A 24,947-nucleotide genomic window follows, 5' to 3' on the forward strand; every position below is an offset into this window, starting at 1 on the left:
ACCACCGCGCCCTCATTCAAATGCAGTTTGACAGTGTCGCGCCGCAGCCCGACACGCTCTATGGCGGCTGGTGGTTCTTTGCTTTCCCCATCGCCCAGGTGCGCCACCACCCGTTCCCCTTCTTTGTGCGCGGCGATGACAGCTCGTTTTCGCTCGCCAATGATTTCACCATCCGCACTTTCAATGGTATTGTCTCGTTCCAGGATGATTTCAGCGCCAAGGAAACACCGCTGATCCATTATCTCGACCTGCGCTACCACCTGATCCATCATCTCACCTTTGATCGGCTGGCCCGGTCGCCTCTGCGCACGGCATGGGTTGGCCTGCGCCTGATGATACGATCGCTGCTACAGCTGCATTACGCCTCTGCCGAGGCGCAGCTGCTGGCAATGAAAGACGTGATGCAGGGCCCCGAATTTTTCGACCGCAATGTCGACATGAGCGTGCGCCGCGCCCGGATCAAAGAGATCCCCAGCGAAGAGACCTGGCAGCCGATACCCCAGCACCAGCTGAGTGAGCGTCACAAACGTCTGACCCGACTGTCACGCAATCTGCGTACAAAGATCGGCCTTCTGACTCTAAACGGGCATCTGGTGCCGTTCTGGAGCCGGATCGCAAGCCATGTGAATATTGAGATCAGACAGCGTGGTCTGGTGTATTACACTCTGGGCGCTGCCCGCGTGACCTTCTTTAATGCGGCGCGCGATCAGGCCTATACGGTGCGCCATAACAAGAAGCGCTTTTACAAGATCGTCTGGGACATGATCCGCACCACGCGGGAATTCTGCCGCAGCCACGAGGCGCTGAAGCGCCAGTATCGTCAAGGCTATGAAGATATGGCGAGCCGGGCGTATTGGCACAAGACGTTGGAGATGCCTCCGAAACGCCAAGCGGCGGAATAAAGCTCGTTTAACAATGCTGCAAAACAGGCTCTAACAAAGGAAAATCCTCTCATTATGAGAGGATTTTATCATGCAGCTTGATGGCCTCTTCCAGATCGTCGAAATACTCTGCCTTGCCCGCCTCCAGCACCACTCCGGCATCACAGAACTGACGAATCTGGCTCATGGAGTGGTTGACCATAATGGCGCTTGCATTGCGCATACGGTTGGCAAACAGCAGCCGACTTTTGGCGCGAAACGCCTTGTCTCCCACTGCGGTCACCTCATCCACCAGATAGGTGTCAAATTTGATTCCCATCGATGCGCCAAACGTCAGCCGGGTGCGCATACCGCTGGAATAGCTACGCATAGGCATGTGATAGGACGGCCCAAGTTCGGCAAACCAGCCCACAAAGTCCACCAGCTCATCCGTATCCACCCCATAGATCCGGGCAATGAAGCGCACATTTTCCGCCCCGCTCAGATCCCCGTGAAACGACGCCGCCAACCCCACTGGCCAGGATACGGTGCCATTGCTGAGAACCCGGCCGGAATCCGGGTTCATTGTGCCCGCAATAATCTTCAGCAAGGTGGATTTGCCTGCCCCATTGCGCCCCAGCAGCGCCAGCGATCTCCCACTGGGCAGCTCCAGCGACAGGTTATCAATCACCACTTTGCGCTGCCCTTTCAACCAGAAGCTTTTGGACAGGTTTTCCAGTTTGATCATAAAAACACCCTCAGCGGCGGTCGCGGATGGAATAATAGATCAAAATGATCACCGACCAACCCAGCAGCAAAAACAGCGCTGACAGCGCCGACAGTACCAAACGGCGCGGCGCTTCAGATGTTTCCGCCAACGTCGGGCGGATATAGGTGGCAAGATAACGACTTTGTCGGGTGGCTTCATCGCGCGCAAGCTCCAGCGCGGTCAACGCCGCCCGATAGGATTGCTGGGCAAATTCACGATCCACACTCAGACGCTCATATTCGGAAATCAGCGAAGGGTAATCTTCACCGATCCCGCCACTGTCGGTGCCTTCCGCACTGGCAAAGGAGCTCCGCTCCAGGTCGATGCGATCGCGGATCACCTCAATGCGTTTTTGCGCTGACGTGATGCGTGGATCGCTGCTCCCAATCGAGCCGCGCAGCAGGTCCAGCTCAATCAGCGCCTCTGCCAATTGCTGTTGCAGATTGTTCATCACCCCCATACGGCCCTGAATATCGGTTTCAGGATCCACAATGCGGGTACGGGTGCGAAATTGGATCAAAGCTTCGCGGGCAAGCTTCAGCCGTTCCAACGCCTCTGCCAGATCTGTTTGGGCATAGCGCATTGCATCGGTGCGGGCCTGCTCGTTCAGCGCATTGATCCGGGTCTGGCTCAACTCCACAATGGCCATTGTAATTGCCTGGGCCATCTCGGGACTGTAGGCCCGGGCCTGCACTTCCATCAGGCCCGAAGCGGAATCATAAGACACCCGCACCACGCGCTGCCAATACCAGTTCAAGCCTTCGATCGTAGCATCAGGCCACAGCGCAAACACCCAGTCGCGCGGCCAATGGGCTGTATAATGCGCTTTGAAACTGGTCTCAGCAGACACCGCTTCGACAATTTCCTGGCTGCGCACATATTCATAGAGGATGTCGCTGTCAGAGGCGGTTGATGTGCCCGCAAACTGTGCCAGGCCGCCAAGGAATTCATTGGCTCCGGTGCTGTCCTGAGAGCGCACAATAAAGCCTGCAGACGACAAATATTGGTCTTCGGCCAGCACAAAAAGGTAAAACACCACCGCCAGCACCGGCGCCAGTACCAAGGCACCAAAGCTGGCCAGAACGCCCCAGTGACGGCGTTTCATTTGCGCAGGGGCCGCCATGGCCTGCAGGTTTTTGTCCTGCAGCTGGGTCTCCAATGTTTTCACCCGGGCCTCGGCGGTTTCAGCCCGCTTGCGCAATAGCGCGGCCCCGGGCCCCGGCTTAGCGCCCGGTTTAGCACCCGGTTTAGCGCCCGGTTTAGCGCCCGGCTTAGCGCCCGGCTTAGCGCCCGGTTTAGCGCCCGGTTTTTGCGCGGCTTTGGCACCCGATTGGGCCGCCAAAGCCTTCTCAGTGGTGTTTTGATTTGATTTCGCAGGCGCAGCCTGACCTGTGGCCTGCGCGGCATCCGGAGCTTTGCCAGCAGGACCTGCAGCCGCCTTATGTGCTGCAGCAGTATTTGCGCCAATATCCGCATCGACCACAGAAGACGGCTTCATATCGGTCGTCGCGCGGTTGTCTGTCATGGTGACTTATCCTACATCATATCTACGCAAAGAAGGCTTTGTAATTGCGTCATGCTTTGCGCATAGTATCCATCCCTGATGCATATCCACAATGGGGTATCATGTCGTTTTCTTCACCCGGTACGGATGAAACTGCCGCAGCGATTCCTGCGGCTTTGACCCCCGTACGCAGCAGCCCCCGCCGCTTTGCTTCGGCCCGAACCATCCTCGCGCTGATCTTGCGCGAAATGTCGACCCGATACGGGCGCACCCCGGGGGGCTACCTGTGGAATGTGCTGGAACCGCTGGCCGCCATTCTGTTTCTCAGCGTGGGCTTTTCGCTGCTGTTGCGAAACCCATCTCTGGGCAGCAGTTTTCTGCTGTTCTATGCCACCGGCTACGTGCCTTTTGATCTGTATATGTCCTGTTCGCGCAACTGTCAGGCCGCGATCAAATACTCCCGCCCATTGTTGCGCTACCCGGCGGTGACATGGCTGGATGCGGTGTTGGCGCGATTTCTGCTCAACGGGTTGACCGGCTTACTCACGGCCACATTACTGCTGGGAGGGATCATCATTGCCATTGATCATCAGATCATTGAAATGATGCCGATCCTGCGCGCCATGGGCATGGCGCTGATGCTGGCTTTGGGCGTTGGTACGTTGAACTGCTTGCTGCTGGGTTTATTTCCTTTGTGGGAAATCATCTGGAACATCCTGAACCGGCCTCTGTTCCTCGCGTCTGGCGTGTTCTTCCTCTATGAGGACCTCCCCCAGATCGCGCAAGATATCCTGTGGTTCAACCCGCTCATGCACATCACCGCCACAATGCGCACCGGATTTTACCCCACCTATCACCCGGAATTTGTCTCCTACCTCTATGTGACGCTGGTCTCGATGAGCCTTCTGGTGCTTGGCCTCATCTTAATGGGACGGTTCCACCGGGATATTCTGAACCGCTGATATACTCTAATCTGCGCGTTTCAACACATCTGCATGGCTGCGCTGAGACTGCACGCGCAACCCATCCCGCAACGCCAGGCACAGCAGACGCAGAAAGATCTGACGCTCATCGCCGTAGTGGCGCGCTTTCAGCAGCCATTTCGGCAGCACCACCAGAAGCGCAGGCCAAAAGAAGATCCCCGCCGCCATGCGATAGAGCAGCAAGAGATTGCGGTGGTAATAATAGACCTTCCACAGCGGCGCGAGACGGCCCCGTTGCACCGTGGTTTTTTCCACGCCGGTTTGCGCCTGAAAACTGGTGAGATCATGTTCAAACCGCACGCCAGGTTCAAAGCCGATTTTGCCGCCGGATTTGGTCAACCCCAGCGTATAGATCCCATCATCGCCATAGATAAACAGGGCAGGGTCGGGGTAGCCGATCTTGCGCACCGACTGCGCTGAGATGAAAAAACCAACAAAAGAGGTCACATCAATCTGCATGCCTGCGCCCTGGTAATCTGATGGCTGCACGTGAAAGCCAGAGCGCCCGCCACCAAACAGCGTGCGCAGAAACTCGCGCCCGTGCCAGAACGGGTTGCGCGAGGGGCGGTTCATTTCGCAGATCTCACCAGAGGGGAAATAGACCGCGGCCGCCACCCCATCCCATTTACCCTCTGGCAGCGCATGAAACGCGGCCAATGCGCCCGGTTCCGGGCGGCCATCATCATCCATCACCACCAGCCAGTCGGGGCTGTGCTGCTCCATCGCGCGGCGCATGCCCATTTCAAACCCGCCGGCGCCACCGGTGTTTTTGGCGCTGTTCAAAATATCCAGCCGTGGATCATCTAGCCCCGCCAGCCAATCTGTGGTGCCATCGGTTGAGGCATTGTTGGCCACAACCACCATCGCCAGCTCATCTGCCGGGCTGTCCAGCAGCCGCGCCAAAGTGGTCTTGAGCTTATCAAGACGATTATAGGTCACCACCACGGCAACAAGACGTTTGGAGGAAGACATGGCGGGACCCTTAAAGCTGAACGGCTGCTGGCAGAAATCCCCAAGCCACAAGGGAATGTCAATTGCTTTGATCACCCGCGGTGAGATCAGGAGGTGTGACCGCAAGATGGCGCTGCAGGGCAGGGGAGATCTTAATCAAATGTTTCGCATGCGAAACATTCCTCTTTTTATATATGTGTGGAAATGTTTCGCAGAATACGAGTCTATCAAACGAATTAGGCTCATATAAAAAGAGCGCCCGAAGGCGCTCTGATCTACCCCTGTCTGTGACGTAGCCAATCTTGCAGATCTTCCAGCAACTGATCGGTGACTGCGGTGCCCATCAGCTCGATCTTTTTTTCATCCGGGGTAAAGCCAAGGCGCAGGCCCGGGCCCGCGTTTACAATAAGCCGTTCGCCGGGGGCCATCTGCGCCGAGGTGCTGCGCACCCGCGGGCGAGGTTGCGACCGGGGCGGCGCAGCGGGAACATCCGGTGCAGCGGGAGTTTCTTCACGCGCGCTATCTGGCTCTACAGGTTTATTTAGGCTCTGATCTTCTTGTTGAGCCGCATTCAAAACCTGCATCAAAACCTCGATCTCAACCGCAGCTTCAGGGCGATCCGTCCGCGAAAGTTCCAGCCGCAGGGCCTTGGTAAAATCCGCATCCAGCTCCATTTCCCGCACCAAGGACAATCCAAGACGCTCCGTAATTGCGGTGGGATAGAGCAGCACATCATCCAGCGCTTCAACCAGGGTGACAAATGTGCCGATCTTGGAACGGCGCGCGCGGGTGGCATTGGCAAACAACCCCTGCAGCGCCTGTTTCTGGTTGGGAAACACCCCTTCATGCAGCGCACGCACCGCAATGCGGGCACGTTCATAATGGGAGAGATTGACCCGGATTTCATTCTCTTCGACCATCGCCACATAGGCGTCTTCGGCGCTGTCAGGCTCAATGACGCGGGCCAGTACTGTGGCAAACTTAGGGTCTGAAGTTTCTTCATAGAGCCTACGCAAGGCCGTCAATCGCCGCCAGCCCGAGATCAAACCATGGGTGGTGCCACCCGTGCGGGGATCCACCGAAACCACTTCGATCGGGGTCTGCTGGCCGCGCGCCTTGAGCGAGGCAATCAGCGCCTCCATCTCTTCGACGTTTTGCTCCAGCCGGTCGCGCACCAGATGCGCGGCATCAATGGCAGCCAGGGGCAGCTCGGCAATCATCAAGCCCTTGGAGCGCGCGTTTTCCAACACGCCCGAGAGTTCTTCCAGCGCCGCATGGGTCGAGGCTTCGCTGGCGACCTTGGCAATCGGAGCTGCCCCAATCGACGGGCCAGACGATGGACCAGCTGCGAGGCCGGTGTTGGGCACGGCAGGTTTTGCCGTGAGGTAATCTGCTTTTGGTGGCGTTAGCCGTTTGCGTTTTGCCATGCTCTCACTCCTGTGCCAGATCTTCAGCCTGGCAGATGGTTCTTTTTCAGCGGTTACTGGGCCGCGCGCTGATCCGCCTCTTCGCGCAACGCATCGCGCCGCCACACGCCCAGAAGCAGCCGTTTGAACGCGGCATAAGTCGCATCAAATGTTTCCCGGCCCCGCGCATAGGTCTCGCGGTTGAAATCGCGATAATCCGCCTCGTAGATGCCAGAGACCTGCTCGCCGGCCTGGCCGATGAGGGCGGTGAAATCCTGTTTATGCGGAGAAAGCACCCGGCCCATATAGGCCTGCATCAAGGCGGCAAGCTCGCCCTGTTGGGCGGCGTCATAGCGGGTGATCACCGTGCGCACCGCATCCCATTCAAAGCCCATCTCTGGCCGGCCCAGGGCGCGGGCAGCAAGGTTTTCGCCATCTTCAATCGAAGCAAAGGTGGAATGCAGCATGTCAAAGAAACGGCCGGTGCTGTCAAACTCCAGAAACGACGCGCCCATGGGCACCAGCAAAATATCCGCCGCCGACAACCCATTGATGGTGAGATAGCCAAGGGCAGGGGGGGTGTCGATGAAGATGACATCGTATTGATCCAGCACCCCGTCGGCCTCAAGCCGCTCGGTTAGCGCATCCCACAGTTTCCAGCTGCGTGCGGCCATGCGCCAGACCGGGATCTGAAACTCAGCCCAATACAAATTCAGCTGCGCGCCAATGAGATCGATATTGGGCCAATGGGTGGATTGAATGACATCCTGCGCTGTCATCTCCATCGCAGCGCTCAGCGCCTCGTCCAAGGGCTGGGGCGCATCGCCACGATCCAGCCGGCGCTGGTTTTCAAGCCGCAGATGTTCGCCGTAATGGCGCGCCAGAAGCGGGAAGGCGGTTTGCCATTCGTCTTCAACCGTGCCGCCAAAAATCGAGGTCATCGAGCCCTGACTGTCGAGATCCACCACCAGCACCTTGTAGCCATCCAGCGCCGCGGACATCGCCAGATGCGCCGCGGTTGAGGTCTTGCCCACGCCGCCTTTGAAGTTGGCCACCGCCACCATTTTGGCGGGCAGTCCTTCGGGGCGGTAGGGGGTGTAGTCTTTGGCCTTGGAGCCCTGGGCGCCAAAGAAGGCGCGCAGGCGCAGCACCTCATCGAGGGTAAACCATTTGGCGCCGCCCTCGGTTTCCACCCGCCCCTGGGGCAGCTCGGGGTTCTGTTTCAGCACCCGGCGGAAATGGGCCTGCGCCACCGGGATCACATAGCGGGTGATCTCCCAGGTGGAAAACAGGCGCAGCTCTTTCTGGCCCGCCTCATTGAGACCACGGCTGGCAAGATCCGCACGACCCTGACCACAGGCTGTTGCGATATCGGCAAAGCCCTGGGTGGAGGTGGGCGCATCCAGTTCTGCCAGAGCTGCGTCTGGATCAATGTTGAAATAGGGGGGCAGGTCGAGCTCTTTGGAGCGACCCTTGTGGGTATCTTTGGCCATCTGCGTTCAAAGCCTCATGCTTATGGCAACTGCGCGGGGTTGGGCGCAGACCTTAGGGGAGGGGATCACCCAAGGTCATGTGCTGTGTTTTTCGCATAATACGCAAAAAGACGCTACATGAAAGATATATCGCACCAAATCCTGAATTTTCTAAGCAAATCCAAGGCTTGCAACATGTAGTCCGGGGGCGGTGTGAACCCAAATTCAGGGGCTGTGAAATATTTTCCCTGTTATTTTTGAGTTATATATTAGTTACAGCAGCCAGGGTGTTTGCGCAAAGCCCTTTTTTATATGGCGATTTGTGCAAATTTCAGCGGGCAGGTGACTCTGAAACCCCGATTAAATGAATCTAATCCCCCGATAAAGCGAATCCAAACCCCCGTTGCGAGCGCATGTGGATAACTCTAGGGTGGGTGTAATCAAAACCACGAAGATGAGTCGTCCTTGAGATCAGACCGGAAAACCGGCGGCCAGGGGCGCATGAGCAGTAAATCCGCCCTCTGAATTCGGGGGCATGAAGGCAGGCAGTTAACGAGATGACAGACGCGGTGAGCGCCTATCCCCCAGAAGGGCAGGGGGAGTTTTTCCTATGCGATATCTTTGATGCGATCCCCAAAAACGATCTGGCGTCGATGGAGCATCCGCTGTTTTCGCTGAGCACCCGGCCCGATCGGCGCATTCTCAACTATGAACACAATGGCGCAGAAATCACCGTCACCCCCAGCGTCAAAGGGCTGGCGACAATCCACGACAAAGACATTCTGATCTTTTGCATCAGCCAACTGATGGCGGCGTTGAACGCGGGCCGGCAGGTGGCGCGCACCCTGCATCTGACCGCGCATGATCTGCTGGTGGCGACCAATCGCGAAACCTCGGGTGATGCCTACCGGCGGCTGCGCGAAGCCTTTGAACGGCTCGCGGGCACCCGCATCACCACCAATATTGTCACCGGTGGCAAAGAGGTGACCACGGGTTTTGGCCTGATCGAGAAATGGGAAATTGTGCGCAAGGCCCGTGGTGGGCGTATGGTGAGCGTGGCGGTGACGCTGTCGGATTGGCTTTATCGGGCGGTGCTGTCGAAATCGGTGCTGACGCTCAGCCGCGATTATTTTCGCCTGCGAAAACCGCTTGAACGGCGCATCTATGAACTGGTGCGCAAACATTGTGGCCGCCAGCCGGAATGGACCGTCTCGGTGGATACGCTGTTGAAAAAATCAGGCTCCGCCAGCCCGCGCCGGGTGTTTCGCAAAATGCTGCGCGACATGATCGCAGCTGACACGCTGCCCGATTACAGCATCGAAGAGCGCCCCGGCGATCTCATGCGGTTTAGCCGCAAGGGCGCGGTGGTTGAAAGCGGTGCTCCGCAGGCGCTGCCCACGCTGAAGCCGGAAACCCTGGATGCGGCGCGCGCGCTGATGCCGGGGGTGGATCCCTATGGGCTGGAAGCCGACTGGCGCGCCACCTGGCTGCGCACAGGTCAGCCCGCTTTGCGCAATGCGGATGCGGCCTTTCTGGGCTGGGTGAAAAAGCGCACGCGCTGAGGCTGGCCTGAAACTGAGATAGGTCTGAAACCGGCCTGGAATACTGGCCGGGAATATTGGCCCGTTAAAATTTGAACCTGTCACCAAACTGTTGGCATTTCTTTGTGATCTCTTCACATCTGCGCGCCGCAAAGCGCGCTATCTAGCGCCTGTTTGAAGCTGCGGTTTCGCGGCCCCGAAGCAGAGAGAGATGTGAGACGTTTCATGATACGATTGATTTCAACGGTCCTTTTGTTGTGTGCCACGCTGTCCACCGCGCGCGCGGCCACTTTGTCAGATGTGCAGGTGGTGCCGCAGAGCGCGGTTTTGTTTAATGAGGTGATCGTCACCGCAGATGGGGGTGACATTGGGGTTCAGGGTTTTGCGGCCACCTCGTTTTTTGAGGGGCTGCCCACACATCAGTTCGACACCAGCATCACGCTGAATGCCACAACCACCCAGTTCAGCGCTGTGGATCAGACCCTTGGGGCGCTGGCGCTGGAAGGTCAGCTGTTGGATTCCGTCAATCTGGACGGTGTTTTCCTGGCGCTGTTTGCCACCAATGCTGGCACGCTGGCGGCTGATTTTGGCAACTTGTTCCGCACCGCTTTGGTGTTTGATGTGCAGCAGCCTGACCTTCTGTCGGCTTCTGGATTTGTGGGCGATGCGATTTTGATCGTGGAAGCGGTAGAAGAGATTGCTCCGGTGCCGCTGCCAGCGGGGCTGCCGCTTTTGCTGACAGCATTGATTGGTCTGGGGCGCCTGGGGCGTCTGCGCAAAACCGCCTGATCCAATATCTGCCGTCTGGGGTGCGATTGTTTGATTGTGCATTTGAGCCGCACAAGACGGTGTTGAGAAAAAGGCTGCGGGCGGTACCGCCCGCAGCACAAGGGCTATCAGATAAACCAGTCTGAGCTGAGCACCGCATCATCTGCAATACCATTCAGGTGGGCAATGTTGAAGCTGGAGCTGATACCGCTGGTGCTGCTGGAGCTGGCCTGTTCCAGGCTGAGCCAGACGCCATCACTGGTGTTATGCAGGCTCAACGAGCCGTCATTCAACGCGGTCTCCAGATCGGTGCCCAGAGCTTCCAGCAACATATCAATATCCAGTTGATCACCTTCTGCTTGGTCAAAATCAGTGATGGTATCGCCCACATCTGCCAGCGCTTCAAAGATAAAGACATCTGCGCCGTTGCCACCGGTGAGCCGATCGGCAGCCTCGCCACCGTAGATCTGATCGTCTCCGCTTCCTGCGTTGATCTTATCTGCTCCCGTGCCGCCCTTGATGGTGTCATCACCTGAACGACCATGGAATTTGTCAGCTCCCGCGCCGCCATCCAACAGATCATTGCCGTTGCCGCCATCAATGTAGTCATTGCGTGCTCCGCCTGACAGCGTGTCATTGCCATAATTGCCACGCAGGAAGTCAGACCCGTTACCACCTGTGATACTGTCGTCGCCTGCATTGCCATAGAGTTTGTCGTTGCCTGCGCCACCGTTCAGGGTGTCATTGCCGCCCCGACCATGTAGGGTATCGCGCCCTGCGCCGCCAGACAGGTCGTTGTCGAGATCCGAGCCAATGGCTGTGTCATTGGCAGAGCCCAGCAGGAGATGCTCGATGTCACCTTCGATGCTCAACCCGGTGCTGCCAATCTGGCCTTGGCCTGTTGCCAGATTCACGGTGGCTCTGGTGGTGGTGGCGCTGATGTCCAGCGTGTCCAGACCCCCATCAAGATCGCGGATTTCAAGCGTGCCGGCTGCGGCAATGTCAGCCATGTCAAACGTATAGACCGTATCGCTGTTCACCACTGGAGGCTCTGCCGGTGGTGTCACCGGGGCAGGGTCTTCGACGGGTTCGGCAACAGGTTCTGCATCCTGCACCGGCTCCGCCGGGGCCACAACAACAGGTTCTGCAACAGGTTTTGCAGGCGCTGCGGGCAGACCATCGGTGACCAGCAGCGAAAGACCATCCACCGCAGCAGATACCCCTTCCAGGAAGGCCAGTTTGACATCTTGCACATAAAGCCAGGCGCCATTCGCCGCCTCTTTCAGCTGCAGCACACCCGCAGCAAACGGATCATATACAAGCTGGCCGATCTTGTTCAGCAGTGCGGTGACATCCAGACGGTCGCCATCGGCGTGGTTGAAATCGCGGATGGTGTCGCCGGCCTCATCCAGGCTGGTGTAGACAAAGATATCCGCGCCTTCACCCCCGCTAAGCGTGTCCTCGCCCTTGCCGCCGATCAGCACATCTGCGCCCGCGGCCCCCAGGATCTGGTCATGGCCCGCGCCGCCGTTCAATGTGTTGTTGGCTGCATTGCCGGTGAGTTTGTCATTACCCGAGCCGGTGGTTGCATTTTCAATCACGGTGCCGCGGGCAATGGTGAAGGTGCCGCGTTTGCCACCGATATCAGAGAAGCTCTCGGCCACAAGTGACAGGTCGTCATTGGTTGTATGTGACGACAGATCAATCAGATCGATGCCGCCGCTGTCCACCAGCGCCACAGCAACCTTACCGCTGAGATCATGACCGTAGATGCCGGTGGTATTGCCATCCCCATAGATGGTGTTGCCGGTCTCCACATTGGTGGGCACGCCATAGAGATTGTGCACCGCCAGAATATCGGCAAGCTGCGGTGTCACCAGATAGGCAAAGGAGGCATCCACCTGGCTGTTCTGGCTTTGGTTGAAATAGGACATGATCGACAGCTGCCAGCTGTCATTGGCAAAATTGGCATCACTGCTGTAGCTGCCCGAACCGTTATAGTCACCCGCGTGGCCCAGACCCAGGGCATGGCCAATTTCATGGATGAAGGTCTGCAGGTAATAGCCGCCATATTTGGACCAGGCATCATCCACATTGATAAAGCTGCTGGTGACAGTGCCATTGACCACACCGGTGCTGGCAAAGGCGCCGGAGAACACATCTTCAAAGGTGATCTGGCCACGGGTGCTGATTTCTTTGAACTGAAGGCCGCTCACTGCGGTCCAGCTTTGCAGCGCGGTGCGGGCGGTGGCTTGACCCAGCGCATCCAGCCCGCTGAGGTTGACAGTGATCTCACCGCCAGAGCTGACATCAAAAGACCGGGCGCTGCGGTTGCTGTCGGCCCAATAGCCATGGGTCAAATATTGGGCCAGCTGGTCTACCGTGGCAATGGGTTTGCCATTGCTGGCCACTGGAGCTGAGCCATTGGTATCGGAATGGTCCTGAGTGTGTTCTGGGATGCGGTGCTCGTTAGAGCCACAATAGTCACACATGTGCATGCTCCGTGTTTAAGGAGTGAGATTTAAAGAATGGGCGGCGCAGAGCTGAAACGATCTGGCGGGAAACATCCCACCGGGCTGTACCGCAACAAGGGGGGGCAAACCGGTCTGAGCTCTGCGACTGTTCAGCTGCAAATCTGTCAAGCCAGCAGGTATGGGCCCAAGGGGCGCCGATACGGGCTGTTGAAGCAAATGAAACATCAGGCGGCTCTTTCGGTTTGAATTCTTAACGGGTTCAGGCGCCGTTCTGGCGTCCTTCAATGGTTTATTAAGGAAATCGGGTGGGAAAGGTGGCGCATGGGCGGCTGAATTAAGGCAACGTAAACGGAATTGGGTCTGACAGCCGCGGCGGGGCTTTGAAAATGTGAAATCCTGTTGGACCTGCGAAGAGAAAAAACCTGTAAAATCAGAGAGGTTCGCGGCTAAGTAACTTATTTTTAAGGAGTATTAATTAAATTCCGATATCGGAATGTATATTTAGCCAATTGGAAAGATCTGCCGCAATTAAAGCGCTTTTGAGGGAAAACCCCAGCATTTCAACCAAATATGGTGCTGCGATTTCCAGTACGCGCAAAATTGCGGGAGAAAAGGGGGAAAAAACCGCTGCCACATGCCGGGTTGAGTTGAATTAAGGCAGCATTAAGGCAGGCAAGCTTCCCGAATCGTTACACTTTTTTGAAAGTCACCACCGATCTGAGCTCTGGAGTTCGCACCAACGAAACCAGAGCGGGCGTGGGATTGTTGGCAAATCGGGAGCGCGGGTAATCCATATTATGTGTCTTTTGGTGGAAATCGTTAAGCGTAGGTCTGATGCGTATACCTTTGGGCAATAGTGGCATGAAACAGATCGGCCGCACCTTGGCTTTATTGTTTGGTGTTATTGCCTTTCAATCAGCATCATTTCCCAGCATAACAACCTCACTTTGCTTTAATCCGGTATAGAGTTGTTCTTATCATGCCTGATCATTTGTCTTCTTGTATTACCACTCGCAATGACCCGTCCAGATCGGAGGTAACGGCCTCTTACGCGGTGATCATTCCTCACTTTAACGATGTCACTCGCTTGGTTCGTTGTTTGGATGCGCTGGTGCCGCAGTTGGATGAAAAGACCGAGCTGTTGGTCGTGGACAATAACTCCAGCGCGGATCTTAGCCCTCTGACTGCTGCATATCCGGATATACGTCTTGTCCGTGAAAATAAGAAAGGTGCCGCGGAAGCACGCAACCGCGGGGTGCTAGAAACCACTGCGCCTGCTTTATTCTTTCTGGACTGTGATTGCGTGCCCGCGGCCAACTGGCTTAAAACGGCGCAAGACATACATGGCACAGCCGATGTGGTTGGCGGTCAAATTTCGGTGTTTGATGAAACTCCAGCACCGCGTTCCGGTGCCGAGGCCTTCGAAGCAGTGTTTGCCTTTGACAACCGTGTATATGTAGAAGCCAAAGGTTTTTCGGTCACTGCCAACCTCTTGACGCAGCGCGCGGTTTTTGAGGCCACAGGTCCCTTTGTTGCGGGGCTGTCTGAGGATCTCGATTGGTGCCGCCGGGCAACGGCAGCAGGTTTTGAATTACGCTATGCCGACGAGCTGCAAGTCAGCCATCCTTCGCGCAGTGATTGGGCGGCATTGTGTAAAAAATGGCGTCGGTTGACCGAAGAAAGTTTTGGCGTAAATGGAACCCAGGGTGGCAAGGCCCGGCTGCGCTGGCTCTTGCGCGCACTGCTGATGCCTGTGAGCGCTTTGGCGCATACGCCGCGGGTGCTAAATTCCCAAAAACTCACCGGGAAAGAGTGCCGCCGTGCAGTTGCCACCCTCTGGCGGCTTAGACTACAGCGCGCCTCTTGGATGCTGAGACAAGCCGTGCAGGGATGTATATAGCGTGCGCCTGTTTCATTTGCGATACTTTAGAACCTTGGCAGGAATACCGGCTGCAATGGCACCTGCGGGGATGTCTTTGGTGACGACGGAGCCTGCACCGATCACACAGCCTTCACCGAGAGTGACACCTGCGGTGATTACGGCCTTGGTCCCGATCCAGCAATCAGCGCCGATTACCACATCACGTTCGACCATCGGCTGTGTAACGATGGGCGCATGAGCGGCCATGCCGTAATCAGCTGCTGTGATAAAACAATTGGGGCCAAAAGTGGTACGTTCCCCAATGATGATCTTGCCATGTTCACGCCCGCCCCACAGAGCGGTGTGTTCGCCGATTTGCACCTCATCATGGAGGTGTATTTGCGCACCATTGCGAAAGGAGGCATTGGGAGCAATGCGCACACGATGCCCCAATTTCATCTCCGTGCGCGGTATAACATGTGAATAGCCATAGTAATGCAGCAACCGTAGCGGGTGCATCAAAACTTTGGGGTGGAGGAATGAACCCAGCAGGCTCCAGATGCGCTGATGTAATTTGCGATCCCTGTGGGCCATTGGTTGTCCTTTTTATTGAAGTGGCTGCAGTAAATGTGAGTGTTGGATGCGGTCTGATGTGGCGTCGATTACTTGGTCGACGTTTTTGGGGGAAACCGTGTGTAGCGATTTTCCGGTCGTTTGGGCGGCATGTCTGTACCAGTTGTGTCGTCATCTGATGCAGAGTTGGTATTTGGATCAGCTGAGAGCAGCCACATGCCTGCACCAAATATGAAAAATACAAACGAGTAGATATTGGTCCATATGTGAACGGTTGCCAATGTGAACGACAGCCCCACCATGGTGAACACCCAGGCGCGGCGGATGTTGATTAATTGCTCATCTCCCTTCAGAGAGACTGCCATAACACGGAAGAGGCCTGCCAAAAAACCGATCGTCAGCACCATCATACCTGGGATGCCATAGCGTACGGCCAAGACCAGCCAAAAGTTGTCCATACTGCCAGAGACCATATACGACGGGCGCACCCAGTCATTCAGGCCAATTCCAAAGATAGGGTTGTCCCAGACGTTAATCATCCCCCATTCAAATATGATGCTACGCCAGTAGGCGGTATGAGGTGAGAATGTGGCGTAAGTCATAAAGACCCGTATCGGAGTGCGGGTTGAGAGCAGGTCGATGGCGACATAAAGTGTCGCAAAAAGGCCAACAAGCAGCCACCAGCGCCAATGCAGGCGCCGAAGGGCCCAATTCCACAGTATCAAGCCGATTTGAAGGATGAGCGCTAGAAATGCGCCACTGGACAGGGCTAAAAGTCCGGAACAAAAGACAATTCCGCTGATGAAAATGTTTTTCGCACGCGACCATATTGATTTCATGCTGACAAAAGTCAACGAGAACGCGACCGAGCATAGCAGACCAAAATGGATTGGATGGGCAAAGGTACTTTGAACCCGTTCAATACCAAATCTGGGTTCTGCATATACAACTGCAACAGAGCCCACTCCAGGAAGAGAACGGATTAGGTTGATTAAGGTCGGGTTGCCTGTGCGCGCTTCTAGTAAGGAGAAAGGTAAAAGCAATATAATGATGGTGCTTAACCATTTGACCATGCCCAGAAAACTCTCACGATCACGAATGCAAGCACGGCTGATAATATAGCCGCCAATAAATTCAACACCAACAGAACCGGTCTGCTGGATGACCCGGTCTGGATTGTTGTAGGCCAGCGCCACGATCATCCAGAGCGTATGCAGTACAAAGAAGATGTCTGGCAACATCAAGCGGCCGTAGCGGCCCATCAACAGTTTTGCCATGAGTGGTAGTATTGTCAGCAGCAAAAGCACCCGTAGGGCAGAGAGCAGTAAGGGGCCCGCGTGCACATAAATCGGCAAGACGACCGCAAAGAGATACAGAATGACCAGTAAAGGTGTTGTGGTGCGGCCTGAGGAAGCGTTTGGCCCGGCTGGCGAGTGCAAAGTTACCATACGTACCACGCTTTTTGTTTAGTCTGTTTCATAATGCAGTATGTTTTTAGCATAGATATTGCGGGAAAAAGCCAATTCAAAACCTGTTCGTTTACCGTCGCGCGTATGCAGATTGGATACTATGAAGAGTCTCGGGCATTAGTTTGACACAGATACCTAAAAAGCCCATAGCGAGCACACAGTTGAGAACCGGTGTCGCTGCGACAATAGGTTGTACGGCCACGAAGATACATGAAAATAACCAGGCAATCCCGATGCGGGACCAGGACCTGCTGGACGCTGGTATGATTTTATAGCTGTACAAGAGCGCGCAGCTCACCAGGAGGCTGAGGCTTTCACCAAGGCAGGCAAGCAGCAGGATGTCGCTGAGGCTTCCACCCTGATGCGCCCACCACCACGCGACCGGAAGCACTGCAATACGTGGAATGTTGGCGAGCATCCCAACTGTGGTGCGCCCGGCTGCAAGGGCGACGATTGCAGGGCCATTGCGCATCAGGCGAACCCCTTGAGACAGGCCAAACCATAGCATTACCCCAGTCAAAGCGTTGTATTTCTCGCCAAGAAGCAGCGGCACAAGAAGGGGTCCCAACAAGACAACGCTGATTACAAAGCCCACAGCCAAAAACGTAGTCGCCTGCATGCCCATCATTGATGCGTCTGTGAATTTGACGTGATTGTCTTTGAGTGTGGAGAGCTTTGGCAAGAGAAGGTTTTGTGCTGATTTTGACAATACCATGGATGGATTGAGGGTCAGTGTTAGGCCCATTGCGAATATGGCGAGGCTGACCATGCCCATTTCCCGGGCCACGATGAGGCGGTCTCCCTGGAAGATGCAGAACATTAAAATTGCATTGATAAGGAGTGGCCAGCCAAACGTGAAGGCCTGTTTCCAGATCGCTGGGTTTATAGTGGCTTTCCAGCGATGGTCCGCATAATAATGTGTTACCAATGTCGCAACAGCTGCCTGTATCAGCAACGACCAAAGCATAATTTGCCAGTCGTCGAACCAAAGATACAGGGGGGCAAGTGCCAGAACCGCTATCAGCGAGGACAGCCCATGTGTCATCAACAATGGCCGAAACTGCCTGTGGCGCGTTTTCCGATGAATATCAAGATGTTGCAGTGATTTCAAAAACGGTACGAGAGCCAGAATCTGGTACGCCCATACGACTTGAGGGATTTCAAGCAGCTGAGCTAGCGGGTGCGCCATAAGAAACAATACGATGCTGGATAGAATGCCGCGCAGCAGCTGAAACCCCTGTAGCCCGGCTTGAAAATCTGGATCATCGCCATCGGAAGACTGCACGATCTGCTGTTGCAGACCAAAGGCGGATGCCATTTCCACCACGGCCATAGCAACGGCAAAGGTTGCGGCGATCCCATAGTCTTCGACCGGGATCATCCGGGCAATGATCAAATTGCGCAACAAGAGCAGCAGCGATGCCCCAGCATTGCCGGACAACACGGAAACAGCGGATTTGATCATTAAAAAACCTTATGTATCGTAAATCGATTTAGGGTGTTCTTCCCTGTTCTCCGCTGTGGGTCAAGCTGGATTAAAAAACGCATGAACAAAAAAATGTCACAGCAGCGCTCTAAGTGATCCCCTTAGCGCAGGATGTATGTTAGCGCAGTGTGACATCTTTATGAGGCCCCTGAAACGCAATGAAGACAACCCGTAAAAGACGGTCTGCCCGGGGGGCGGCAGATCCGCAATTTAAAGATTTCTTTGCTCTGCCTGTGGCGGCCTGCGCCGGTGCAGAGACTGGACGACTGGTCTTTTGAGACCAAGAAGGAGTATGTGCAATGGCTGCGCCGGTTTTGAATATTTGTTTGATTATGCATTCTACCAGATCCGACAATCTGGGGGTTGGGGCGCTGACGGTCTCTGAGGTTGCCATTCTGCGTGACTGTGCTGTGCGGATCGGCTGTGAGCTCAAGATTACCGTGGTGGACTGGAAAGATGCACGCATCCCCTATGTGACGGGGGCTGATATCCATGTTGTTGATATGGATGGACGCTTCCTGGTCAGCCCGTCGGGGTTTTTCAAAACCGTGCGCCAGGCAGATCTGGTGATCGATATTGGCGCAGGTGACAGCTTTGCTGATATTTATGGCGCAGGGCGGCTCAAACGCATGTTTGCGATGAAGTTTCTCACCCATATTGCCGGCACGCCGCTGGTGGTGGCACCGCAGACCATTGGCCCCTTTACCAAAGGCTGGTCAAAAGTGCTGGCCAAACTGTCGCTGCGCCTGTCCAAGCTGGTGGCAACGCGGGATGCAAAATCCACCGCTGCCCTGCGCGATCTTGGTTATCGGGGCACTGCGATTGAAGCCTCTGATGTGGCGTTGCGCCTGCCGTTTGAACCCGGTGACAAGGCTGCGGGTAAAACCCGGGTTGGTATCAATGTATCCGGCCTTTTGATGGCGGGCGGCTATACCGGCAAAAATGAGCTGGGGATCGCGCTGGATTACCCGGGGCTTATTCGTCGGCTGATCGCCGCGTTTCAGGACAAAGGGGCCGAGGTGCATCTGGTGCCGCATGTGATCGTGCGCGAAGGCCGTATGGTCATGGAAGATGACGCGCGGGCAAGCGCCGCTTTGGTGGAAGAATTTCCCGGCACCATACTGGCACCTGCCTTTGACAGCCCCTCTGAGGCCAAGACCTATATTTCCGGGCTCGATTTTTTCATGGGCGCGCGGATGCATGCCTGCATCGGGGCGTTTTCTTCCGGGGTGCCGGTGATGCCGATGGCATACAGCCGCAAGTTTGAAGGGCTGTTTGGTTCCATTGGGTTTGACCGTACTGTGGATTGCACCAGTGAAACCGGGGATGTGATCTTTGCAAAAATCATGGCCGGGTTTGAGGCCCGCGACACGATCGCACAGGAAGTTGCCACAGCGCTGAGCAACGGGCGCGAGAAACTGGGCCTTTATGAAGCCGCGCTGCAAGATGTGATAAAAAACATGCTGGCTGCAAAAAAGTAGCAAAGTGGGGCATTGTTTCCAATGCCCCAGCCCCTTGGGCGTGATTATCGGTCAGCAAAGGCCTTTTTCACACGCTCTAACATCGTGGCGTCAAATTTTATGCCAAATGCGCTGTCGACGAGTGGCCCATCGGGGTGGGCGGCGAAATCGCCCATCCTTGGGTTTTGGTAAAATGGGGTCACCGGGCTGACAACCATGTTGTCTTTGGCCGCGGAGGGGATGCCTTGAAAGTTAACAGCTACATTGCCACGGACAGTTACGTTCTTGCTGGGTGTTCCATTTTTGTGGGGCTTCACCATGATCCACGGGAATTTTCCGCTACGCAGGTAGGGATGTAGTACCGTGTTATTAAGAATGCTGCCCTTGCGTGCACCATATAGGGCAATTCCATGATATTGGGTCGAAAGCACGAGATTGTTTTCGATTCGGACGTTCTTATAAAACCCATCAAACAAGCCGATACCCTGAAGGGTTCCATGTAACGGGTGATCAACTTGTCCAGTCCATTCTATGAATGCATTTCCAACGACTGACAGGTTTTCAATCGTGGAATCGGGACCATTTCTTTTCGGAGACCAGGATTGAAAGCCATCATCGTGATTGGTGTCAACTTTGAAGCTATCTTGCACGAGGTTGTTGCGAAACAGATTGTTGGACCCGATACCACGCAGACCATCACCGCTGAAACCTTGAATGTGGTTACCCTCAACAACAGCGTCTGGACCTGTGGTCTGAATTGAAAAATCCATTGCTGTGATGGTGCTATTGCGTATGGTCATACTTTGGCCACGCAAAAAGAAGCCGTTGCTGTGCCAGGTTGAGGTCCAGTCTTCAACGCTCCATTTCATATAGGTTTCAATAGCATCAGCACGGCCTCGCACGTCAAACCCTTCGAAGATGAGATTGGCGCTTTGGGCATCTGCGTTCACGAGGCTCCTCATTTTTTTGACCGGCTGTCTCGGCCAGATTGAAAAATTCACAAAGTGAAGGTTTTTCATACGCTTCAAAGACATGATGTCGAAATGGGCCCGGCCAGGGTTGTCAACGGCAATTCGGATCATGCGAGGGGGAGTAATATCCGTCCAATAGACATCTCCATAGTGACCGTCTTGCAGTAGCACATGATCCCCCTGCCCGGCTTCTATTGCCGCGATTGCCTGTGACAGTTTGACAAAAGGGGCTGTGGCGCTGCCCGTGCGCGGGCCATCTGATGTTGCGGTTGGAGGGGCAAGGTAAACCGGTGCGGCCGCAGCTGTTTGTGACAGGCCAAAACAGATCATCAACATCAAGCAAGACACAACAAGCCGTATGCTTCTTTGCATATGCCGACTGCTCCAGCCTGTTGCCCTGTGCGTACTTATAATAAGTGCAGAGTATGTCATCGAGAAAAATCCTAAATTAGGGGGCAAAGCAATCAGCATACTGCATGCGCAGCTGGTGTGTCAGTTAGGTCTCATAAGGAAGGAATTGGCAATAGTGCTGCAGTTTTCCGAGTGAAAAAAAACAGCTGTTTGACGTTTCTTTTTACCTGTATATGAAGATCATAGATGTGATTAGAATTAGTTGAGGGCCGAATATGTTGTCTCGTTTGTTGAGCTTGCTTGTGGTTTGTGCCGCAGCGCTGGCGATTGTGTTGCCAGGTGCCGCTTTTGCCCAAGCTGGCGCTGCATACTCCATTAAACGTGGCGACACGCTGCGTATCGAAGTTTTTGAGGATGCAAGCTTGAACCGTGATGTGCTGGTTGTACCTGATGGCACGATTAGCTTTCCCCTGGTTGGCAGAGTGACTGCTGTTGGGCGTGATGTTGGCAATGTGGCCAGTGACATTCGTCAGCGTCTGGCATCGAATTTTGCAACAGCTCCCACTGTACATGTCTCTGTAGCAGCTCTGGCCACACGCCGTACCGGCTCAGGCACCAGCCGCACCGTTGATGTCTTTGCCCTGGGTGAAGTGGCCGATGCGGGCCGCAAGGAAGTCAAACCAGGCATCACCTTGCTGCAATTTATCGCCGAAGCTGGCGGTCTGGGTCCGTTTGCGGCAGATAAGCGCATCGAGCTCATTCGCACCGATGGCAAATCCGGTGATGTTTCGACCTATCTGTTCAACTATCGCCTGCCTCAGGGCGGCGGCAGCTTTATCTCCGGCAGCACCAGACTGCAGTCCGGCGATGTGGTCAAAATCCCGCAAAAACGTCTGTTCGAGTAAGCAGGTCGTCTGATGGTGCGCGCGTGTTTCAAACGGTTTGGGCCCGTGCCCCGGGTCGTTTCTCTGTCAGTTCTTGCTAGTTTTGCTGTGCCCTTGGTTTGGGCGCAGGAGAACACGGCTGAAGAAAACTTTGGTATCTCCCTGTCGCAAAGCCTGCGCGTCACGGACAATATTCGCCTGAATGAAGAGTCGCAGGGCACCACAACTGCTGCGGAGACGGAACTGTCGTTTGGCTATCGTTTTGGCAGTGGTCTTCAGAGCCTGACACTGAGAGGCGATGCAGTTGCCCGGCTGCAGGATGACCCGGTGCTGGGCAGTGATGCAGGGCTGAATGATCTAAATTTCGACCTTGAATACCTGCGTCAATCGGCCAATGCACGCCTGCAGCTGCAAGCGCAATATTTACGCACCGATCTGTTGTTCAATGACCCGCTGGAGCAAGATGATCTCACAGAAGAAGATCTGGGCGACAACACTGGCCGTCGTAATACCATCACCACTGGGCTAGAATTTGAAACCGGCTTGCAGTCAACAGTTGGACTGCGCCTGGCTGTGCAGCAGCAGGATGAGCGTTACAGCGATGTGATCGATCCGGATCTGTTTGACACAGACACGCGCAGCGCCACGCTGACGGTGCCTGTACGGTTCTCTGAGCACACCGAGGCGCGGCTGATTTATTTCAACAGCCGCTATGATGCTGAAGACCTGGTGCGTACCGAACGTGATAGCGAGCGGTTGACCATCGGGCTGAGCCACGCACTATCGCCGATCTCGCGTCTGTCGTTTGATGTGGGGCACAGTGAGGTGGTGGAAACCTTTGACAGTCGACCGGGCTTTGAAGACCGCGAGACCGGCGCGGTTTACAATATTGTCTGGGATCGCGACCTGGCAAATGGGGCGCTGCAGGCCAGCTATTCGTCCAATATTACCCAGGAGGGGCGGCGCAGCACCTTTCAAATCGAGCGCGTTCTCAGCCTTCCCGATGGCAGCCTGACAGTGTCGCTGGGCGCTAGCGACGGGCGCAACAGCAGCCCACGCCCAATTGGTGCGATCAACTGGCGCAAGCAAAACGGCCGTTCCAACTTTAGCGCGGATCTGAGCCGCAACTCTATCGTCAGTACCACCACATCGGAGGTAACTGAAACCACCCGCCTGAATCTACTCTACGGACTGGAGTTGACCACGCTGTCCAGCCTCAATTTTGGCCTGCGTTACGCCAATATCTCTGAGCTGAACGGACCTGTAGACGAAGAAGATCGCCGTCGTGCCAGCTTTGATGTATCGCTCAATCGTCAGGTCACTGAGGATTGGGATCTGGTCACCGGTTATCAGTTCAGCCATGCACGGCGTGACACCGGTAGCAGTGGTAATTCCAACGCGCTGTTCTTTACACTTAAACGTGATTTTGGCGGCCTGAATTAAACAGCCATTATACGCAGGCTTCGCAAGGAGCCTGCACTGCGTTAATGACATATTGTAGCCCAACCTTTGTTTTATGACCCCGGCAAACCTGCGGATATTTGATCATGACCTCTTTGAACAAGTCTTTGCCTCTAAGCTCTGTTGCCTTTAATCCCTATGGTCTGGGCTGGTTCAGCCTGTTGATCCTCGGTTCTTTGCCGGTGTTCTGGATTAGTCTTCAGTCGCTTGTGAGCGCCTGGAGCACACCGGAATACAGCCATGGGCCGCTCATTCCGGTGATTTCGCTCTATCTGTTCATGCGCGAATTGCGCTCTAAACCGCTGCCCGAGCTTGAGGTTCACGATCGCTGGCCAGGGGTGCTGGTGGTGATCTTTGGCCTGGCGCTGGCGGTCTTTGGCAATCTCACCCGTATTCCCGATATTGTCTCTTATGCGCTGATCATCTGGGTCGGCGGTGTGGTGCTGACGCTGTTTGGCTGGAAACGTGGTATTCAGCATCAATTGCCGGTGTTTCACCTGATCTTCATGCTGCCCTTGCCGCAGTTCATCTATTGGCAACTGACGATTTTCCTGCAGGGCGTCTCCTCTGAAATTGGCGTGTGGATTGTGCGCCAGGCGGGGGTCTCGGTCTTCCTCGAAGGCAATATCATCGACCTTGGCGTCTATAAGCTGCAGGTGGCTGAGGCCTGTTCGGGGCTGCGCTACCTGTTCCCGATCCTGTCGTTTTCCTACCTCTTTGCGATCCTTTATCGCGGGCCGATGTGGCACAAGGCGGTGCTCTTGCTGTCAGCTGCGCCCATCACCGTTTTGATGAACTCTGTGCGCATTGGCATCATTGGCGTCCTGGTCGACAGCTACGGTATTGAACAGGCCGAAGGGTTTTTGCACTTCTTTGAAGGCTGGGTGATTTTCATCTGCTGTATTGCCATCCTGTTTGGCATGGCGGTGGCGCTGCAACGGCTCACCCCCAACCCGCTGCCCCTGTCCGAGGCGGTTGATCTGGATGTATCGGGCCTTGGCCCAATTGGCATGCGCACCCTGGCCATTCGTGCGTCATCGGCGCTGGCGATTGGCAGCCTGCTGACCACCGCGGTCTCTGCCGGCTGGCTGATGATGGGTGATATTGAGGCTAAACCGCTGGATCGGCGCAGCTTTATGCTGTTTCCGCGCCAATTTGACGATTGGTCCGGCACCACATCGCGGCTGGAACCTGACATTGAGCGGGTGCTGGGTGCGGATGATTATCTCAACGCAACCTACCGCCAGCCCGGCAGCAGCGAGTATGTGAACTTCTTTGTTGCCTTCTATGAAAAACAGACCGAAGGCTCGGGCATCCATTCGCCCGAAGTCTGCCTGCCGGTGGGCGGCTGGGAAGTGTTCTCGCTGGAGCCACATCAAGTGGATATGAGCGAGACCGGTTACGGGGTGTTTGATGTCAACCGCGCGGTGATCCAGAAAGGCACCAGCCATCAGCTGGTCTATTACTGGTTTGAACAGCGCGGCAAGCGCATGACCAATGACTATAAGGCCAAGGCCAGCGTGGTTTATGACAGCCTTGCCATGGGCCGCACCGATGGGGCGATGGTGCGTTTTGTCACCCCGATCCGCCATGATGAAACCCCCGAAGACGCAGACAAGCGCTTGCAGGGCTTTATGGCTGAGAGCCTGCAACGCCTGCCGGAATTTGTCCCGGAATAAGCAACCAGACAGAGCTGCGCTTGC

Annotated in this window: 18 protein-coding genes and 1 pseudogene; 9 read left to right on the plus strand and 10 right to left on the minus strand. The window is 55.5% G+C overall.

Annotated features, from left to right (window positions below):
- Positions 1–902, plus strand: a pseudogene (locus GG681_RS17730) (hypothetical protein); the annotation flags it as partial.
- A 52-nt stretch (positions 903–954) separates the two neighbouring features.
- Here the strand turns inward: GG681_RS17730 and GG681_RS15775 are convergent.
- Both GG681_RS15775 and GG681_RS15780 read right to left on the minus strand, forming a co-directional pair.
- Positions 955–1,608 (minus strand): ABC transporter ATP-binding protein, encoded by a 654-nt coding sequence (locus GG681_RS15775; protein ID WP_153549002.1) that lies wholly within the window; start codon positions 1,606–1,608, stop codon positions 955–957.
- A 10-nt stretch (positions 1,609–1,618) separates the two neighbouring features.
- Positions 1,619–3,154, minus strand: coding sequence for a sugar transporter (locus GG681_RS15780; protein WP_235900016.1), 1,536 nt, complete (start codon positions 3,152–3,154; stop codon positions 1,619–1,621).
- Positions 3,155–3,255: 101 nt separating this feature from the next.
- On the opposite strand from GG681_RS15780, the gene GG681_RS15785 reads away from it, so the two are divergent.
- Positions 3,256–4,095: an ABC transporter permease gene (locus GG681_RS15785; RefSeq protein ID WP_153549003.1), complete on the plus strand. Its 840-nt coding sequence runs from the start codon at positions 3,256–3,258 to the stop codon at positions 4,093–4,095.
- 6 nt (positions 4,096–4,101) lie between these two features.
- On the opposite strand, the gene GG681_RS15790 is transcribed toward GG681_RS15785, so the two are convergent.
- The 3 genes from GG681_RS15790 to GG681_RS15800 form a co-directional block, all read right to left on the minus strand.
- Positions 4,102–5,088: a glycosyltransferase gene (locus GG681_RS15790; RefSeq protein WP_153549004.1), complete on the minus strand. Its 987-nt coding sequence runs from the start codon at positions 5,086–5,088 to the stop codon at positions 4,102–4,104.
- A 254-nt stretch (positions 5,089–5,342) separates the two neighbouring features.
- Entirely contained in the window at positions 5,343–6,494 is a 1,152-nt protein-coding gene (locus GG681_RS15795; protein WP_153549005.1) for a ParB/RepB/Spo0J family partition protein, read from the minus strand.
- A 53-nt stretch (positions 6,495–6,547) separates the two neighbouring features.
- Complete coding sequence (locus GG681_RS15800) at positions 6,548–7,966, minus strand: AAA family ATPase (protein WP_153549006.1); 1,419 nt, start codon at positions 7,964–7,966, stop codon at positions 6,548–6,550.
- 536 nt (positions 7,967–8,502) lie between these two features.
- Between GG681_RS15800 and GG681_RS15805 the strand changes: the two genes are divergently transcribed.
- Entirely contained in the window at positions 8,503–9,507 is a 1,005-nt protein-coding gene (locus GG681_RS15805) for a replication initiator protein A (RefSeq protein ID WP_153549007.1), read from the plus strand.
- Between the two features lie 204 nt (positions 9,508–9,711).
- The gene (locus GG681_RS15810) at positions 9,712–10,275 is read left to right on the plus strand and encodes a hypothetical protein (RefSeq protein WP_153549008.1); all 564 of its coding nucleotides are present in this window, start codon (positions 9,712–9,714) and stop codon (positions 10,273–10,275) included.
- 107 nt (positions 10,276–10,382) lie between these two features.
- On the opposite strand, the gene GG681_RS15815 is transcribed toward GG681_RS15810, so the two are convergent.
- Complete coding sequence (locus tag GG681_RS15815; RefSeq protein ID WP_194287204.1) at positions 10,383–12,746, minus strand: M10 family metallopeptidase C-terminal domain-containing protein; 2,364 nt, start codon at positions 12,744–12,746, stop codon at positions 10,383–10,385.
- A gap of 961 nt (positions 12,747–13,707) precedes the next feature.
- Between GG681_RS15815 and GG681_RS15820 the strand changes: the two genes are divergently transcribed.
- A complete protein-coding gene (locus GG681_RS15820) occupies positions 13,708–14,628 on the plus strand; it encodes a glycosyltransferase family 2 protein (protein ID WP_153549010.1) in 921 nt (306 codons plus the stop codon).
- 12 nt (positions 14,629–14,640) lie between these two features.
- On the opposite strand, the gene GG681_RS15825 is transcribed toward GG681_RS15820, so the two are convergent.
- The 3 genes from GG681_RS15825 to GG681_RS15835 form a co-directional block, all read right to left on the minus strand.
- Positions 14,641–15,183: an acyltransferase gene (locus GG681_RS15825; protein WP_153549011.1), complete on the minus strand. Its 543-nt coding sequence runs from the start codon at positions 15,181–15,183 to the stop codon at positions 14,641–14,643.
- Positions 15,184–15,251: 68 nt separating this feature from the next.
- The gene (locus GG681_RS15830) at positions 15,252–16,610 is read right to left on the minus strand and encodes an O-antigen ligase family protein (protein ID WP_153549012.1); all 1,359 of its coding nucleotides are present in this window, start codon (positions 16,608–16,610) and stop codon (positions 15,252–15,254) included.
- 91 nt (positions 16,611–16,701) lie between these two features.
- A complete protein-coding gene (locus GG681_RS15835) occupies positions 16,702–18,096 on the minus strand; it encodes an oligosaccharide flippase family protein (RefSeq protein ID WP_153549013.1) in 1,395 nt (464 codons plus the stop codon).
- A 320-nt stretch (positions 18,097–18,416) separates the two neighbouring features.
- Between GG681_RS15835 and GG681_RS15840 the strand changes: the two genes are divergently transcribed.
- Positions 18,417–19,598 (plus strand): polysaccharide pyruvyl transferase family protein, encoded by a 1,182-nt coding sequence (locus GG681_RS15840; RefSeq protein WP_153549014.1) that lies wholly within the window; start codon positions 18,417–18,419, stop codon positions 19,596–19,598.
- 44 nt (positions 19,599–19,642) lie between these two features.
- On the opposite strand, the gene GG681_RS15845 is transcribed toward GG681_RS15840, so the two are convergent.
- Positions 19,643–20,884, minus strand: coding sequence for a right-handed parallel beta-helix repeat-containing protein (locus GG681_RS15845; protein ID WP_235900025.1), 1,242 nt, complete (start codon positions 20,882–20,884; stop codon positions 19,643–19,645).
- Between the two features lie 290 nt (positions 20,885–21,174).
- Between GG681_RS15845 and GG681_RS15850 the strand changes: the two genes are divergently transcribed.
- From GG681_RS15850 to xrtD, 3 genes are all read left to right on the plus strand, one after another.
- Positions 21,175–21,804: a polysaccharide biosynthesis/export family protein gene (locus GG681_RS15850; protein WP_153549016.1), complete on the plus strand. Its 630-nt coding sequence runs from the start codon at positions 21,175–21,177 to the stop codon at positions 21,802–21,804.
- 45 nt (positions 21,805–21,849) lie between these two features.
- Positions 21,850–23,226, plus strand: a complete 1,377-nt coding sequence (locus GG681_RS15855) for a hypothetical protein (RefSeq protein WP_194287206.1) — start codon at positions 21,850–21,852, stop codon at positions 23,224–23,226.
- A gap of 104 nt (positions 23,227–23,330) precedes the next feature.
- Positions 23,331–24,923, plus strand: a complete 1,593-nt coding sequence (xrtD, locus tag GG681_RS15860) for a VPLPA-CTERM-specific exosortase XrtD (RefSeq protein ID WP_153549018.1) — start codon at positions 23,331–23,333, stop codon at positions 24,921–24,923.
- Positions 24,924–24,947: the final 24 nt, after the last annotated feature.

The organism is Tritonibacter aquimaris, assembly GCF_009617595.1.
GTDB lineage: Bacteria > Pseudomonadota > Alphaproteobacteria > Rhodobacterales > Rhodobacteraceae > Epibacterium > Epibacterium aquimaris.

Bases quoted from the DNA above. Each gene is read 5' to 3' on its own strand.
- xrtD (WP_153549018.1), top strand. From the start codon at position 23,331: ATGACCTCTTTGAACAAGTCTTTGCCTCTAAGCTCTGTTGCCTTTAAT.
- GG681_RS15790 (WP_153549004.1), bottom strand. From the start codon at position 5,088: ATGTCTTCCTCCAAACGTCTTGTTGCCGTGGTGGTGACCTATAATCGT.
- GG681_RS15825 (WP_153549011.1), bottom strand. From the start codon at position 15,183: ATGGCCCACAGGGATCGCAAATTACATCAGCGCATCTGGAGCCTGCTG.
- GG681_RS15840 (WP_153549014.1), top strand. From the start codon at position 18,417: ATGGCTGCGCCGGTTTTGAATATTTGTTTGATTATGCATTCTACCAGA.
- GG681_RS15845 (WP_235900025.1), bottom strand. From the start codon at position 20,884: ATGTTGATGATCTGTTTTGGCCTGTCACAAACAGCTGCGGCCGCACCG.
- GG681_RS15810 (WP_153549008.1), top strand. From the start codon at position 9,712: ATGATACGATTGATTTCAACGGTCCTTTTGTTGTGTGCCACGCTGTCC.
- GG681_RS15805 (WP_153549007.1), top strand. From the start codon at position 8,503: ATGACAGACGCGGTGAGCGCCTATCCCCCAGAAGGGCAGGGGGAGTTT.
- GG681_RS15830 (WP_153549012.1), bottom strand. From the start codon at position 16,610: ATGGTAACTTTGCACTCGCCAGCCGGGCCAAACGCTTCCTCAGGCCGC.
- GG681_RS15785 (WP_153549003.1), top strand. From the start codon at position 3,256: ATGTCGTTTTCTTCACCCGGTACGGATGAAACTGCCGCAGCGATTCCT.
- GG681_RS15800 (WP_153549006.1), bottom strand. From the start codon at position 7,966: ATGGCCAAAGATACCCACAAGGGTCGCTCCAAAGAGCTCGACCTGCCC.
- GG681_RS15815 (WP_194287204.1), bottom strand. From the start codon at position 12,746: ATGTGTGACTATTGTGGCTCTAACGAGCACCGCATCCCAGAACACACT.
- GG681_RS15775 (WP_153549002.1), bottom strand. From the start codon at position 1,608: ATGATCAAACTGGAAAACCTGTCCAAAAGCTTCTGGTTGAAAGGGCAG.
- GG681_RS15780 (WP_235900016.1), bottom strand. From the start codon at position 3,154: ATGACAGACAACCGCGCGACGACCGATATGAAGCCGTCTTCTGTGGTC.
- GG681_RS15835 (WP_153549013.1), bottom strand. From the start codon at position 18,096: ATGATCAAATCCGCTGTTTCCGTGTTGTCCGGCAATGCTGGGGCATCG.
- GG681_RS15850 (WP_153549016.1), top strand. From the start codon at position 21,175: ATGTTGTCTCGTTTGTTGAGCTTGCTTGTGGTTTGTGCCGCAGCGCTG.
- GG681_RS15795 (WP_153549005.1), bottom strand. From the start codon at position 6,494: ATGGCAAAACGCAAACGGCTAACGCCACCAAAAGCAGATTACCTCACG.
- GG681_RS15820 (WP_153549010.1), top strand. From the start codon at position 13,708: ATGCCTGATCATTTGTCTTCTTGTATTACCACTCGCAATGACCCGTCC.